Source organism: Luteimonas suaedae (assembly GCF_008312895.1).
GTDB lineage: Bacteria > Pseudomonadota > Gammaproteobacteria > Xanthomonadales > Xanthomonadaceae > Luteimonas > Luteimonas suaedae.
In genome coordinates this window covers 272,698-287,954 of the sequence record NZ_VSSP01000002.1, presented here as the reverse complement: position 1 = coordinate 287,954, position 15,257 = coordinate 272,698, and the positions used below count along the sequence as shown (strand labels likewise).

At 67.6% G+C, this 15,257-nt stretch carries 9 protein-coding genes; 7 read left to right on the top strand and 2 right to left on the bottom strand.

The features are described 5' to 3' along the window. Positions 1–39: 39 nt before the first annotated feature. The 6 genes from FXO19_RS05465 (at position 40) to FXO19_RS05440 (ending at position 8,712) form a co-directional block, all read left to right on the top strand. On the top strand, positions 40–759 hold the full coding sequence (locus FXO19_RS05465) for a DUF899 domain-containing protein (RefSeq protein WP_149194063.1): 720 nt from the start codon (positions 40–42) through the stop codon (positions 757–759). A gap of 905 nt (positions 760–1,664) precedes the next feature. Further along, positions 1,665–2,822: a threonine aldolase family protein gene (locus FXO19_RS05460; RefSeq protein WP_149194062.1), complete on the top strand. Its 1,158-nt coding sequence runs from the start codon at positions 1,665–1,667 to the stop codon at positions 2,820–2,822. 189 nt (positions 2,823–3,011) lie between these two features. Further along, positions 3,012–6,161: an amidohydrolase family protein gene (locus FXO19_RS05455; protein WP_149194061.1), complete on the top strand. Its 3,150-nt coding sequence runs from the start codon at positions 3,012–3,014 to the stop codon at positions 6,159–6,161. Positions 6,162–6,407: 246 nt separating this feature from the next. Continuing rightward, complete coding sequence (locus tag FXO19_RS05450; RefSeq protein WP_187775640.1) at positions 6,408–7,847, top strand: serine hydrolase domain-containing protein; 1,440 nt, start codon at positions 6,408–6,410, stop codon at positions 7,845–7,847. 142 nt (positions 7,848–7,989) lie between these two features. Continuing rightward, the gene (locus FXO19_RS05445; RefSeq protein ID WP_149194059.1) at positions 7,990–8,412 is read left to right on the top strand and encodes an HIT family protein; all 423 of its coding nucleotides are present in this window, start codon (positions 7,990–7,992) and stop codon (positions 8,410–8,412) included. A gap of 93 nt (positions 8,413–8,505) precedes the next feature. After that, entirely contained in the window at positions 8,506–8,712 is a 207-nt protein-coding gene (locus tag FXO19_RS05440) for a hypothetical protein (RefSeq protein WP_149194058.1), read from the top strand. Positions 8,713–8,815: 103 nt separating this feature from the next. On the opposite strand, the gene FXO19_RS05435 is transcribed toward FXO19_RS05440, so the two are convergent. Beyond that, a complete protein-coding gene (locus tag FXO19_RS05435) occupies positions 8,816–10,621 on the bottom strand; it encodes an SLC13 family permease (RefSeq protein ID WP_149194057.1) in 1,806 nt (601 codons plus the stop codon). Between the two features lie 640 nt (positions 10,622–11,261). Continuing rightward, on the bottom strand, positions 11,262–13,073 hold the full coding sequence (locus FXO19_RS05430; protein ID WP_149194056.1) for a DUF885 domain-containing protein: 1,812 nt from the start codon (positions 13,071–13,073) through the stop codon (positions 11,262–11,264). Between the two features lie 188 nt (positions 13,074–13,261). Between FXO19_RS05430 and FXO19_RS05425 the strand changes: the two genes are divergently transcribed. Next, positions 13,262–14,893: a TldD/PmbA family protein gene (locus tag FXO19_RS05425; protein WP_149194055.1), complete on the top strand. Its 1,632-nt coding sequence runs from the start codon at positions 13,262–13,264 to the stop codon at positions 14,891–14,893. The last annotated feature ends 364 nt before the right edge of the window (positions 14,894–15,257 follow it).

Below are 15,257 nucleotides of genomic sequence, written 5' to 3'. Positions count from 1 at the left end.
GAGACAGCGTCATATCCCCAGAAGGTGGAGACAGGTAGCATGAGACAGCACAAGACCGGAACACGCGAAGAGTGGCTCGTGGCGCGGCTCGAGCTGCTCGCGGCGGAGAAGGAGCTCATGCGGCGCAGCGACGAAGTGGCGCGGCAGCGCCAGGAGCTGCCGTGGGTGCGGATAGACAAGGAGTATCGATTCGAGACGGACAATGGCAGCGCGTCATTGGCCGATCTCTTTCAAGGGCGCTCGCAGCTCCTCGTCTATCACTTCATGTTCGGCTACGGATTCCGGCTCACCGACGAGCGCCGCGGATGCACCGCGTGTTCGCTGATTGCCGATCACTTCGATGGCGTCGACGCCCACTTGAACGGCCGCGACATCAGTTTTGTTTGCGAGTCGATCGCCCCGTTGCCGGAGCTCCAAGACTACAAGGGTCAAATGGGCTGGCGATTTCCCTGGGTTTCGTCGCTCGGAAGCGACTTCAGATACGACTTCGGCGCCGCCTTCACCGAGGAGCAACAGAGAACAGGCGCCGACTACAACTACCGGCATGTCGACAAGGTCGAGCCGCAGAAGGAGGGCATGAGCGTCTTCGCGCTCCAGGACGGCGCCGTCTACCATACCTACTCCACCTACGCCCGTGGGACCGAGGCCTTGATGGGGGTCTATCAGTTCCTCGACCTCGCCCCGTGGGGCAGGAATGAGGAGGGGCTCGAGTTCGCTCAAGCGTGGTGGCGTCGCCATGACGAGTACGGCAAGCAGTGAACCAAGCGTGACGTGGTGGATGCCTGAAGGGAGGTCCCGGGTGTGCCTCTGGTGGATCACCTCGTGGATTGGTTGACCTGCGCCGCCCACCAAACTCGGTTGCAGCGGATGGCGCGCCGCCGCTGAACCGGAACGCTAGGCCCCGAGGGAGCGTCCATCGTGAAAAGCCTTTCGCAGGGAATGCGAGCTCTTCTCCTCGTGGTGAGCTCGTCCGCTGTAGGCGTTGCCTACTTCGCGTACCTCAGTACAGAATCGTTCCCGCCTGGTATCGTGCGGCTCATTCCCATCGCGTGGCTGACTGGATCCGTGCTTGCGGGGGGCCATGCTGTTCATGCTCTGCGAGGTGGCAATGGCCGATTGGCTGCGGGGCTGGCCTTGGCTCTAAGCGTCCCCAGCGCGGCACTCGCAGCTGTGTTCTCGATGGCCGCACTCATAGGCGACTGATCGGCCGGACAATTCATTCCCTCCGAAAGCCGTTTCGCGGTTCGGCTCAACTCAGGCGCTGGGACTCACTGGACATGGTCGTCGCACTCACGGTTCTTCTATGCGGAGTCATGGCTGCGGTTGCCGTCCCGGCATCAAGACGCCTGTACCAGACCTTCGGTCCGCCGAAGGTTGGTCCTACCATTCGTTTTGTCGGAAGTCTGGCCGTGCTGCTCCTCTGTGCCTCGGTAGCTTACGCCGCCATCTCCGATCTACAAGGCGACATGATCCATTGCATTGGCCGCAGGTGCGGGTACTACATCAGCCGGGTGGGCGATCCACTAGGCTTCTGGTCAGCGGCCATGGGTTGGTACTGTCTTCTGCAGTTCCTGGCAACTTTCGCGTTCGCCGGGTTCCGTACATGTTTCACATCGCGGGCGTGAGCCCTGGCCGTGCATTCAAGCCGAGATTAGGGATGCGCTATGGATCGACGAAAGTTCCTGGCCGCGGGTGGATTGGCGGCAGCGATGCCGGTGCTTGCGCAGGCAGGTGGAACGGACGCGGGGGCTGATGCCGCGTCCGGGTTGTTCAAGTCCGTCAACTTCGTCTCGGACGGACTCGGGCTCAGTCCTCGCGAGTACGCCTTGCTGTTGGACGAAGCGACGAAGGGTCGGGATCTGGAGCCCGACTACTACTCGCTGGGCGGGCTGGTCACGGCGCGGGAGCGGCAGTTCGCGCAGCTGCTGGGCAAGGAGGCGGCGATGTTCGTGCCGACCGGCACCCTGGCCAACCATCTGGCCGTCAGGAAGCTGGCCGGCAACGACCGCCGTGTGCTGGTCCAGGCAGAGAGCCATCTTTACAACGACAGCGGCGACTGCGCCGAGACGCTGAGCGGCTTGAACCTGATCCCGCTCGCCCAGGGACGCAGCACGATCGAGCTTGCGGAGGTCAGGCGCTGGATCGAGCGCTCGGCCGGCGGCCGGGTCGAGACGAAGGTGGGGGTGCTGTCCATCGAGAACCCGGTGCGACGTAACGGCCACGAGATGGTCGAGTTCGGCGAGCTGGAGCACATCTGCGGCTACGCGCGCGAGCAGGGCATTCGCCTGCACCTGGACGGTGCGCGGATGTTCAATCTGCCGTTCCATTCGGGCAGGAGCTTGCGGGACCATGCCGCGCTGTTCGACACCGTGTACGTGTCGCTGTGGAAGCATTTCAACGGTGCGTCCGGTGCAATCCTGGCCGGCAATGCCGGTTTCATCGACGGACTGTTCCATCTGCGGCGGATGTTCGGCGGCGCGTTGCCGCAAGCGTGGCCGCAGGTCGCCCCGGTCGGGCGGTACGCGGAGCGCTACGAGGAGGACTACGCCAACGCATGGCAGGCCACGGACCGGTTGATCGCGCTGCTGCAGGCGGACGGCCGCTTCGAGGCGAGCAAGCCGCCGAACGGCACCAGCCGCTTCCTGCTGACAGTGTCCGGCGTGGCGCCGGATGAGTGGACGGCGCGCTTGCGGAGAAGGGGCGTCATCCTGCCTTACGCCCACCCGGAGTCGGGCGTGCTGGCGATGCAGGTGAACCCGACGGTCCTGCGCACGTCCCCCGATGCGCTGGCGCGAATCTTCATCGCAGCGATGAAGGACTGAGGCGCCACCCCGCGCGACTTTGCATCATCTGCCGCTTCACTGCATTCAGGCCGCAACCGTGTCACGTATCGACCAACGTCGAATTGAATCGGCGTAGCGGCGTGTGGAAGCGTGTCCCTGCAGGGGTTCGCGCCGCTGGAGATCGTCGCATCGTCGACGGCTCCCGGCGCCTGGCTACGAGGAGATGTCATGAAACACTCGTCAGCGGCCCTGCGCGCAGTCGTCGCGGGGGCGGTCGTGTGTGCGGCGTTCGCCGCATTCGGGGCAGCAACGGCGGATGACCCGGCCGCCCACGATGGAACGCCGCAGGTCGTCACGGTCGACGAAGGCACCAATCTCGCGGCGACGGTGTCGCCGGACGGGCAGGCGATCGTCATGGATCTGCAGGGCGTGCTGTGGCGCCTGCCGGCAAGCGGAGGCAAGGCGGAACGCATCACCGACAGCCTGCTGGAGCCGGCCAGGCCGGACTGGTCGCCGGCGCAGGACCTGATTGCGTTCCAGGCATTCCGAGACGGCAATTTCAACATCTGGACCGTCCGTTCGGACGGCGAAGGGCTGCAGCGCCTGACCAGCGGCCACGGCGACCATCGCGACCCGCGCTTCTCGCCGGACGGCGCCACGATCGCGTTCGCGTCCGACCGTGCGTTCGGCGGCAGCTACGACATCTGGACGGTCGACCGCGATGGCGGCGAACCGGCCCGCATCACCGACGACGACACGATCGAAGAGTTCGAGCCGGCATGGTCGCCCGACGGCACGCGGCTGGCGTTCGTCAGCGGCACCAGCGCCAGTGGCACGAAGATCGAGGCGGTGACGTTGGCGACCGGCGAGCGCTCGACACTGGTCACCGCGCCGGAAGGGGCGCAGCTGTTCGCGCCCTCGTGGTCGCCGGACGGCGCCACGCTGGCCTACGTGCAGCTGCAGAACAACGTCAGCCGGCTGATGGTGGCCGGCCAGCCGGTCGGCGAGGCCACCGACGTGTTTCCGTTCCCGGCCCGCTGGCTGACCGCGGACACGCTGCTGTATACCGGCGACGGCGGGATCCGCACGGTGCGTGCGGACGGCAGCGGCAGCACGCGGATCCCGTTCGAGGCCGATATCCGCTTCGAGCGCTCGGACTATCCACGCAAGCGCTCCGTCTTCGATTCCCCCGCACGTCACCCGGCGAAGGGAATCGTGGGGCCGGCGTTGTCGCCCGATGGCACGCAGCTGACTTTCCAGGCGCTCAACCAGATCTGGGTGGCGAGGATCGGCGGCAAGCCGCGTGCGTTGACCGACGACAGCTACTACAAGGCCGACCCGGCGTGGTCGCCGGACGGCGAACGCATCGCGTATTCCTCGGACAAGGCCGGCACGCAGGATCTGTACGTCCACGACCTGGCGACCGGCGATGAACAGCGCGTCACATCGCTGCCGGGCGCCGAAGTGTCCGCGGCCTGGTCGCCGGGCGGCAACCGCATCGCCTTCCAGGACGAGACCGGCGCAACGCAGATCGTCGAGCTGTCGACCGGCAACGTGACGCCGCTGATCCCGTCGCTGTTCGCGCCCGGCAAGCCGAGCTGGTCGGCGAACGGCAACACGGTATCGATTGCCGCGCTCAAGCCGTACTCGCGCCGCTTTCGCGAGGGCACCAGCCAGATCCTGACCGCCGACGTCGCCAGCGGCGAACTGCAGTACTGGGAGCCGGCGCCGTTCAAGTCGCTGAGCACGCGCGGCGAGGACGGGCCGGTGTACTCGCCCGACGGCAGCGCGCTCGCTTTCGTGATGGAAAGCGCGCTGTGGACGATGCCGGTCGATGGCGACGGCTATCCCGCCGGGCCGGCGCGGCAGCTGACTTCCGAAGTCACCGACGCGCCGACCTGGAGCGGCGATTCGCGAAAGCTGCTGTATCTGTCCAACGGCCGTTTGCGCATGGTCTCGCGCGACGGCGGCCGGCCCGAGCACGTGCCGCTGCGACTGGGTTGGCAGCAGGAGCGGAACAACGGCAGGACGATCATCCACGCCGGTCGCTTGTGGGACGGGCGCGGCCCGGAGGTGCAGACCAACGTCGACATCACCGTGGTGAACAGCCGCATCGTGCACGTGCAGCCGCACCGCGACGCCGCGCACGTCGCCGGTCGCGGCCACGGCACCGAGTTCGTCGACGCGTCGCAGTACACGGTGCTGCCGGGGCTGTGGGAGTCACATACCCATGAGTGGATCAGCGGTAAGTTCTTCGGCGCGCGCCTGGGACGCCTGTGGCTGGCCTACGGGGTGACCTCGCTGCAGTCGGTCGGCGATCCGGTCTATCGCGCGGTGGAGACGCGCGAGGCCTACGCGTCCGGGCAGCGGGTCGGGCCGCGCTTCTTCGCCAGCGGCGAGGCGATCGATGGCGAGCGCGTCTACTACAACTTCATGCGCCCGGTGACCGGTGGCGACCGCCAGCTCGCGCGCGAGCTGCAACGCGCCGACGCGCTCGACTACGACATGCTCAAGACGTACGTCCGGCTGCCGCACGAGGACCAGGCACTCTCGGCGGAATTCGCGCACGAGCAGATGGGCGTGTGGGCGGCCTCGCACTACATGCTGCCCGGCCTGGCCCTCAACATGGACGGCATGACGCACCTGAGCGCCACCTCGCGCCTGGGCTTTGCCTATACGCGATCGTTGACCGGCGCCACCTACGGCGACGTGGTGGACCTGCTGGCGGCTTCGCGGATGTTCGTGATCTCGACCACGTTCAACCCGTCGCTGTACGCCGAGGATCCGGAGATGGTCGAAGATCCGCGACTGCTCGCGTTGAATCCGCCGTGGGAGCAGGCGGCGCTGCGCGCCAAGCGCGACCTGGCGGTCGGCACCGACCAGAGCATCAGCCTCGAGCGGCTGCGCCGCGAGGAGGAGACGCTGGCCGCGGTGCTGGCGGGCGGCGGCAGCGTGCTGGCCGGCACCGATTCGCCGCTCGACAATCCGGCGGTTGCGCTGCACCTCAACCTGCGCGCGCAGGTGAAGTACGGCATGGCGCCGTGGCAGGCGCTGCAGAGCGCGACCCTGCGGCCGGCGCAGGAGTTCGGCGTGGCCGGCAGCCTCGGCAGCGTCGAGCGCGGCAAGCTCGCCGACCTGGTGTTCGTCGCAGGTGATCCGCTGCAGGACATCGCCGACCTGGCGAACGTGCAGGCGGTGATGAAGAACGGAAGAATGTACGGCATCGAGGAGCTGATGGCGCCGTTCGCTTCCACGGAGGCGCGGCGGGCCGCGGCCGCGGATTCGGCGGCGCCGGCAGCGACGCATGCGGCGTCGCGGCACGACGACGCGCATTGGTGGCACGATCCCGAGCTGTGGCAGGGCCCGCACGAACACTGAGCCGGCCACCACGCCGTCCGGGCGGGATCGCCCGGACGGCGTGCGGCATGGCGATTCGCGCTTGATGGGCTGTTCGGACGGTAATATCTGCGGTTCGGGAGAGGGCGGCGCTTGGCCGCGCCGGCCTGGTCGGGTTCGCCGTTTTCGCTGGCAAGGCGTCGGCCCGCTCAGGCCTGCCTGCCATCATTGACGCATCGCCCAACCATCTGCATCGCCATGGCAACTGTCCGCACGGAGATCGCAAGGATGATGCGCATAATTCCGGCAACACGGACCACCATCACCTGGATGCTGGTGGCGGCGTTCTCCCTACAGGTCGCAGGCTGCGGCGGCTCGGAACGAGTGAAGCCCCACGTTGCATCGGATTGGGCAGTGCCTTCCGACGACGCAATCGAGGCGCTGCTCGCTGACCGGATGCGGCATAACGGCGTCGGCATGGTCGTGGGTGTCGTCGACGGGCAGCGCCGGGTCGTCGTTGCCCACGGCGTAAGCGGGGCGGCAGATGGTCGCCCGCTGGATGGAGAGACGGTGTTTCAGCTCGGCTCTCTCACCAAGGTGATCACCGGTCTCCTGCTCGCGGACATGACGGCTCGGGGTGAGGTGGATCTGGACGAACCCGTGAACGAGTTGTTGCCACCCGAGGGCACGATGATCGAGGTGGCGCGTCCGATCACGCTCCGCGATCTGTCCACGCATACGTCGGGGCTGCCTTCGATGCCGGGCAATTTCGATATCCACGGCGAGCCAGACCCGTACGCGGCATATACGGTGGATCAACTCTGGTCGTTCCTGTCGAGTTATACGCCCGACCGTGCGCCGGGGAAGGCGTATGAGTATTCGAATCTCGGGGTTTCGCTCCTTGGGTGGGCCTTGGCGCTCCGGCTTGGCACGACCTACGAGGCCTTGGTCAAGGAGAGAATACTGGCCCCGCTTGGTATGGATAGCACCTCGATCACGCTCACTTCGGACCAACTGGAACGATTGGCTCCCGGACACGACCCTTACCTCCATCCGATCCGAACCTGGGAAATGGCCACGCTGCAGGCGTCAGGCTCGCTGCGGTCCACGGCCGATGACATGCTCCGGCTTCTGGAGGCGTATCTCGGCAGGACGAACGTGCCCCATGTATCGCAGGCGATGGAGCTCCAACTGCGTGAAGGAGTGGAAGTCGACGGGAAACTTGTGCCGCTGGGCCTCGGCCTGCGGCCGGATGGCACGTACAGTCATGCAGGTGGGAAACAGGGATACCGCTCGGGTCTGGCATTCGATCCGAAGACGGGCGTCGGAGCCGTGGTGCTTGCGAATACTCGGACGTACGATTCGGAGCCGATGGCGATCGCGCTGCACCTGGTCACCGGTAGGCCCCTTCCACCCGCTTCGCGAGCGCCCGAGGACAAGCCGCGCATGCAAGCGTCGAGCGGCGAACTGAAACGGTTCGCCGGCCGGTATCGAAGCGATGCCGGGGAGTGGGAGGTCGCAGTCGCTGGGGCCTTGTTGAGGATCAGATATCCAGATAAATCGATCCTGGAATTCGTCCCGTCGGGCCCTGGCGAATTCTTCTACAACGCCGGCAACGACGACATCACGTTCGACATCGGCGCCGAAGGACAGGTGGTGGGCATGACGGTCTATGGGGACGGGAAGCCCGAAGGAGGCGGTCGGTACGCGGCACGAATCGAGGAGTGAGCTCGTCAACCTGCGGGTTCAGCCGGCGATTTCCGCAGGACTGCGCCTGATCGGTGCGATTCGTGCCGAGCAGGTAAGGCCTGAAAATCAGGATCGCTTCGCGGCTCAATCGATTTGATGCAGTGCTCGCCCGTAGAGATCAGTGGACGACAGATGCGTCTTTTGCGAAATCGTGCAGGGCAGGGCGCCGGTCAGCGTCGTGTGCGAGGACACGCTGGCGATGGCATTCGTCGATCTTCGGCAATTCCATCCGGGGCATACGCTGGTCGTTCCGCGGCGGCATCTGCATGACGTGCGGGAGCTCGACGCCGCGACGGGCGCGGCGTTGATGGCAATGGTGTCGCGGGTCGCCCGCGCGGTTGGATCCGCTTTCCCCAACGAGGGCCTGAGCATCTGGCATTCCATCGGCGAGGCGGCTTTCCAGGAAGTGCCGCATCTGCATGTCCATGTGCACCCGCGACTGCCGGACGATGGTCTCCTGCGTATCTATCCGCATGCACCGGCTACGCCGGGCAAGGACGTGCGGGACGCGTACGCGGCAGCGCTGCGCGCGTACCTCGATTAGCATGGGCGTGCATGCCGCAACGCCGCCGCTGTCCTCATCGGCACCTCGCGCATTCTCGAGTTTCATGACAGGCCAATCCAAAGGAGACCGCTCATGTATGCCCTGGAAATCGGATTGTTCATCGCCGGCGCCGCCTTGCTGGTCATCGGGTACCGCAAGACGAATCGCAACATGCTCGTGGCGGCGGCAGTTCTGATGCTCCTGGTGGGCACCGCCAGCGACTTCATCTCCGGCTACGGAGACGGCGTCTCCGGGCGCCATCGGGCTCCACAGGACGCGTCTGCTGCACCGAACCCGTGACTGCCCGGCGGCGGCATGCCGCCGCCACTCCCACGAATGCGGGACGCCGCCTTCCCGTTGCGTCTACAAGTGCAGGATGACCGAACGGCGTCGTCCATCGCGCTCAGAACGGCCAGAACGGTCCGTCCAGCCACAGCCAGCGCGCCATCCAGGCGCTGACCAGGGCGATCATCACCGTCAGCGGCAGGCCGATGCGCAGGAAGTCATTGAAGCGGTACTGGCCGGGGCCGAGCACCAGCAGGTTGCCGTGGTGGCCGATCGGGGTGAGGAAGGCCGCCACCGCGCCGAGCGCGGTGCAGACCACGAACGGAACCGGCGACAGCCCGAGCGCATCGGCGAGCGACACGGCGATCGGCCCCAGCAGCACGGTGGTCGCGGCATCGGAGAGGATCTGCGTGAGTAGGCCGGCCATGGTGAACATTACCAGCAGCACGCCGAGCGGCGGCCAGTGCTCGACCACGCCGAACAGGTGCCGGGCGAACAGGTCGGCGGTGCCGGTCTGTTCCATGGCGATGCCGAGCGGGATCACGCCGGCGATCATCACGAAGATGCGCACGTCGATCTCGCGGTAGGCCTGGTTGATGTCGACGCAGCGCGTGGCCACCATGGCCACCGCGCCCAGCAGGAACGCCAGCGGCGCCTCCAGCCATTCGGTGCCGGCGGCGATCACGGTGCCGGCCAGCACCGCCAGCGCCAGCGGTGCGCGCACGCGGCGCTTGGCCTCGCCGGCGAACGGTACCAGCATCAGGAAGCCGTGGTGCGCGGCCAGCTCGGCGAAGTGGCTGGGGCGGCCCCACAGCACCAGCAGGTCGCCCTCGCGCAGGCGCGCGTCCGCCAGGCGCCCGCTCGGCTGTTCGTCGCGCCGCCACAGGCCAGCGATCACCGCCTTGAAGCGGCGCGAGAAATCCAGTTCGCGTACCGAGTGTCCGATGAACTCGGAACCCGGCGCGATCAACGCCTGCACCAGCTGCGCGTCGCTGCCGCCGGTGGCCGTTGCGGTCGCGGCGGCGCCGTGGCGGGCGAGCGCGTACAGGTCGAGGCCGGGATCGTCGTGCAGCGAGGCGAGCGCATCGGCCGAGGCCTCGACCAGCAGGATGTCGCCGCTCAGCAGCACGCTGGTGTCCTTCAGGTCGTCGCGCAGGGTGCCGTCGCGCAGCCAGCCGAGCAGCCGGAAGCGGTCGCCGAGCGCCTTCTGCAGGTCGGCCAGCGGGCGCGTGCTCCAGCGCGAGCCTTCGACGATCAGCAGTTCGGTGCGGTAGCGGTCCAGGCGCAGATAGCCGCCGTCGTCGGACTCGCCGGCGTGGCGGGGCAGCAGCCAGCGCGCGGCCAGCATGTAGACCACGCCCACCGCGACCAGCGCGATGCCGATCGGGGTGATCGAGAAGATGCCCAGCCCCTCGCCGGTGTTGCGCTCGATCAGGTTGCTGGCCAGCAGGAAGGCCGGCGCGCTGACCAGGGTGAGCGTGGTGCCGAGCGAGGCCGCGAACGACATCGGCATCAGCAGGCGCGAGACCGACATGTTCTTCGACCGCGCGAAGCGGTTGAGGATCGGCAGCATCATCGCCGTGACCATCACGTGGTGGGTGAAGGACGACAGCGCAGCCACCGTCGGCATCACCACCGCGACCGCACGGGTCTCGCTGGAGCCGGCGGCGTGCCCGATCCACTGGCCGATGCGCTCGGTGATGCCGGTGGCGGCCATGCCGCCGGAGATCACGAACACCGCGGCGACGATGATCGCCGGGTCGCTGGCGAATCCGGTCAGCGCCTGCCGGCCGTCCAGCACCCCGGTCAGCACCAGCGCCAGCAGGATCAGCATGGCGGTCACGTCCACCCGCAGCCGCTCGCTGATGAACAGGTACAGGCCGCCCGCGAGGATGAGGAGGAACAGGGCCTGGTCGAAGGTCATGGCCTAAGTGTGCATGGGTGGGGGTGAGCGTGTCGCCTGGTGAGTGTATGCCGGTCTCGGCGGGGGCTCGCTCTTGTGGGAGCGACCGGCGACAAGCTCAGGACAGGCCGCATCGCGGTGGCCATGTATGTTGGTCGCGATGCAGCCGGGGACGGGCGATTCGCGGCATCGCGACTTCCCGGCAGCGACATGCCGCCGCCATTTCCACAAGAGCCTGCCCGCATCGCTCCCCCTGTGGGAGCGACGGGAGTCGCGGCTGGGCTGTCGGAACCCGCCAAGCGATTTGCGGTTGCTTTGGTCTGGCGGGGGCGCACCGCAAATCCCCCAGCCCCCTTTTCCCAAGTGGGGAGTGCAAGAGCAGTAATCGCATGATGATCAAGCAGCCGCGCGCTGGGTCGCGGCGACATGCGATGGCAGGTCTTCCCCCTTTGAAAAAGGGCGATTGAGGCGGGGCGAAAGCCGGCGCTGCAAGCCGCAGGCTTGCGACGGCTTGAGCGCCCGCGCGCGCTGCGCGGGGGCGGGGATCGCGGAAGCGATTTGCTTTTGGCTGTCGCTTTGCTGGGCGCCGAACAAAATCCCCCCAGCCTCCCTTTTCAAAGAGAGGGTTCACCACGCTCCGCAGGGTCGCGCCGCCGACGCGTCAGCGGATCCGTTCCTCCAGCATCAGCTGGCGCACGAAGCGCACCGGCGGGGCGCCGTAGGACAGCACTTCATCGTGGTAGGCCTTGAGGTCGAAGTCCTCGCCGCGCTCGGCTTCCACCGCCCGGCGCATGTCGAAATGCTCCTGCACGCCGGCGAAATAGGTCGGCAGCTGCGCCGAGGTCAGCTGCGCGCGCACCCACTTGCCGGCGGCCTCGCGTTCCTGCTGGAAGGTGGTGCGGACCATCAGTTCCATCGCCCGCTCGCGGTCCCAGCCTTCGACGTGCACGCCCTGGTCGAGGATCGCGTTGGCGATCGCGCGCAGGTAGAACTTCAGCTGCACCAGGCGGAACAGCGGGTCGTGGTCGAGGTAGCCGGCCCTGGCCATCACGTCCTCGGTATAGACGGCCCAGCCCTCCGCGAACGGACCCGAACGCAGCACCGCGCGCAGGGTGGACGGGTGCTGCGCCGAGTGCGCGCCCTCCAGGTAGTGGCCGGGCACGCCCTCGTGGATCGACAACAGGTGGATCATGCGGTCGTTGTATTCGCGCAGGAACGAGTCGGCCTGCTCGTCGGTCCAGTCGTCGGGGATCGGCGAGATCGCGTAGTAGGTGTCCAGGCCCTTGTCCAGCGGGCCGGGCGAATCGCAGTAGGCGACGGCCACGCCGCGCTGGAATTCCGGCATCAGGATCACCTGCACCGGGTCGTCGGGTACCGTCACCAGGTCGTGTTCGCGGGTGAACTCGGTCGCCTGCGCCAGCGTCTGCTTGGCGAAATCGACTACTTCGTCGCGGGCCGGCCGCTCGGCGTAGGCGCGTTCCAGTGCCGCCTCGATCGCGGCCTGGCGCTGGTCGTCGTCGGGTTCGGCCGGCAGTTCCGGCGCGTCCGGGTCGTCCTCGAGCACGGTCTGGGCGATGCCGTACATCTCGTCGCGCACGCGCGCCAGTTCGGCCTCGGCGCGCTGACGGATCTGCTCACGCGAGAGCTCAGAGTTGAGCGAATAGCGCAGCTTCTGGTCGTACCGTTCGGCGCCGATGCGGAAGTCGCCGGCGGCGGCGGGCACCAGGGTGTCGTCGAGCCAGGCCTGGTGTTCGCCGACGGCCGCGCGCAGCGTGTCGATCGCCGCCTCCAGGCGTTCGCGCTCCTCGCCCTGCAGCGAGTCGACGTTGGGCGTGATGAACTCATCGACCAGGGTGAGGATGCCCGGGTTCTGGCGGGCGACGGTTTCGGCATGGACCTTCGGCACTCGCGCCGGGTCGAGATTCTCGCGCGCCTGCGCGAACAACACCGGCAGCTTCTCCATGCGCGCGGTCGCCGAGCGCAGCCGTTCGGGCAGCGGCGCGAACTCGCGCGCCATCAGGCCGTAGATGGCGCCGCCGGCCAGGCCGTTGTAGACCTGCGGATCCCAGGCCCAGGACTGCAGCGTCTCGGCGTTCCAGATTTCCGACTGCAGCTGGTTGCGCAGGATCGCGGCGTCGACCTGGTTCTCGCGCGACAGGCGCGTCACGTCGATCGCGTCGAGCTCGGACAGCAGCCGTTTGGCCGTGTCCAGCGCGCGCTGGCGACCCTCGGCGCTCATGTCGTCGAGTTCGCCGTCGTAGCGGTGCTCGCCGATCTGGGTGGCAGAGACCGGCGAGAGTTCGAACCAGTCGTCCAGGACGCGCTGCGAGAGCTGGGCGAAGGCGGCATCGGCGGCTTCGTCGGCCACGGCGGTGCCTGCCGGTTCCTGCGAAGTCGGCGTGACCGGCGCTTCGGAGCGCTGGCAGGCGGACAGGGCGGTGAGCAGGGCGAGGGCGAGCAGGCTGTGGCGCATGGGCGGTTCCGCTGTGAACGATCCGGGCAGGATAGTCGTGGCGGCGCGCGCGCGCATGTGCCGCGAGCGGCGCGTTTGACGCACGCCGGGGTCGCGGCAAGAATGCGGCGGACGCCCCGTGGGCGCCGTTCCCTGCATCCATCGCGTGGCGCGCGCGGCGCCGCGCCCGAATTTCCCGGAGAACCGCCTTGCATCGACGCGACTTCCTGATCCTTGGCGGCCTCGGCCTCGGTGGCCTGGCGCTGCCGCCCTTCGGTCGCGTCATCGCCGCCGAGCAGCTGCAGTCCACGCTCGATGTCGCATTCAAGAAGCGCCTGGCCGATACTGCGCTCGAGGCCGCCACGGGCGCCGGTGCCGACTACTGCGACGTGCGTATCGGCCGCTATCTGCAGCAGTCGCTGATGACGCGCGAGGACAAGGTGGAGAACGTGATCAACACCGAGTCCACCGGTGTCGGCATCCGCGTGATCGCCAATGGCGCCTGGGGCTTTGCCGCCACCAGCACGCTCACCGAGGCTGGCGTGGCGCAGGCGGCGCGACAGGCGACGGCGATCGCCAAGGCCAATGCCAAGATCCAGACCGAGCCGGTGCAGCTGGCGCCGGTTACCGGCGTGGGCGAGGTGTCGTGGCGCACGCCGATCCGGAAGAATGCGATGAAAGTGCCGGTCAAGGAGAAGGTCGACCTGCTGCTCGGCGTCAACGCCGCGGCGATGAACGCCGGCGCGGACTTCATCGCTTCGCGGATGTTTCTGGTCAACGAGCAGAAGTATTTCGCCAGCACCGATGGCTCCTACATCGACCAGGACGTGCATCGGATCTGGGCGCCGTTCACGGTCACCGCGATCGGCAAGGACAGCGGCAAGTTCCGCACCCGCGATGGGCTGGCGCCGCCGATGGGGCTGGGTTTCGAGTATCTCGACGCCGATCCGACCGGGCGCATCGAGCTGCCGGGCGGCGTGGTCGCCTACACCACTGCGTACGACATGCGCGAGGACGCGATCGCCGCGGCGAAGCAGGCGCGGGAGAAGCTGAAGGCGCCGTCGGTGAAGCCGGGCAAGTACGACCTGGTGCTGGACCCGTCCAACCTGTTCCTGACCATTCACGAGAACGTCGGCCATCCGCTGGAGCTCGACCGCGTGCTCGGTTACGAGGCCAATTACGCCGGCACCAGCTTCGCCACGCTGGACAAGCGCGAGGACGGCTTCCGCTGGGGCAGCGATATCGTCAACTTCTTCGCCGACAAGGTGCAGCCGGGCAGCCTGGGCGCGGTGGGCTTTGATGACGAGGGCGTCAAGACCAAGCGTTGGGACCTGGTGCGCGAGGGCGTGCTGGTCGACTACCAGGCCACGCGCGATCAGGCGCACATCCTCGGCAAGGATGCCTCCGACGGTTGCAGCTATGCCGACTCGTGGTCGAGCGTGCAGTTCCAGCGCATGCCCAACGTCTCGCTGGCGCCGGGCAGGGAGGCGCTGAGCGTCGCCGACATGATCAAGGGGGTCGAGCGCGGCATCTACATCCATGGCCGCGGCTCGTACTCGATCGACCAGCAGCGCTACAACGCGCAGTTCGGCGGACAGCTGTACTACGAGATCAAGGACGGCGAGATCGCCGGGATGCTCGAGGACGTGGCCTACCAGATCCGCACCCCGGAATTCTGGGGCGCCTGCTCGGCGATCTGCGACGCGCGTGATTTCCGGCTCGGCGGCTCGTTCTTCGACGGCAAGGGGCAGCCGGGGCAGGTGTCGGCGGTCTCCCACGGTTCGGCGACTACCCGCTTCGACGGCATCAACGTGATCAACACCGCGCGCAGCCTGGGCTGAGATCCCGGTTCCTGCCTTTCCGTAGGAGCGCGCCATGCGCGCGATGCCGCGGGTGCAGGCAATATCCGGCGAATGCCGCGATCCCGGACCGGCAGGCGCGCCGGTCACCGGAATCCGCGGGCGGCGAAGCGCCCGCGGCATCGCGCGCATGGCGCGCTCCTACGGGGGCGGCCATGCGTGTCGCAAGCGGTACTGCCAATCCCGGATCCCGACGCCCCAGTCCCGGCGCCTATGCCAAAAGTCATTTGACGCTCCGCCGGCCTGCGGCAAGAATCGACGGGTATGCCGACGGACTGTCGCGCGTGCGTCCGCAATCCATCCCGCCCCGGCCGCTGCTGTGTCGCGGGCGCTCATTCGGGAGAGT

Excerpts from the sequence above, each read along its gene's own strand:
- FXO19_RS05465 (WP_149194063.1), top strand. The coding sequence starts at position 40 with ATGAGACAGCACAAGACCGGAACACGCGAAGAGTGGCTCGTGGCGCGG.
- FXO19_RS05460 (WP_149194062.1), top strand. The coding sequence starts at position 1,665 with ATGGATCGACGAAAGTTCCTGGCCGCGGGTGGATTGGCGGCAGCGATG.
- FXO19_RS05455 (WP_149194061.1), top strand. The coding sequence starts at position 3,012 with ATGAAACACTCGTCAGCGGCCCTGCGCGCAGTCGTCGCGGGGGCGGTC.
- FXO19_RS05450 (WP_187775640.1), top strand. The coding sequence starts at position 6,408 with ATGATGCGCATAATTCCGGCAACACGGACCACCATCACCTGGATGCTG.
- FXO19_RS05440 (WP_149194058.1), top strand. The coding sequence starts at position 8,506 with ATGTATGCCCTGGAAATCGGATTGTTCATCGCCGGCGCCGCCTTGCTG.
- FXO19_RS05435 (WP_149194057.1), bottom strand. The coding sequence starts at position 10,621 with ATGACCTTCGACCAGGCCCTGTTCCTCCTCATCCTCGCGGGCGGCCTG.
- FXO19_RS05430 (WP_149194056.1), bottom strand. The coding sequence starts at position 13,073 with ATGCGCCACAGCCTGCTCGCCCTCGCCCTGCTCACCGCCCTGTCCGCC.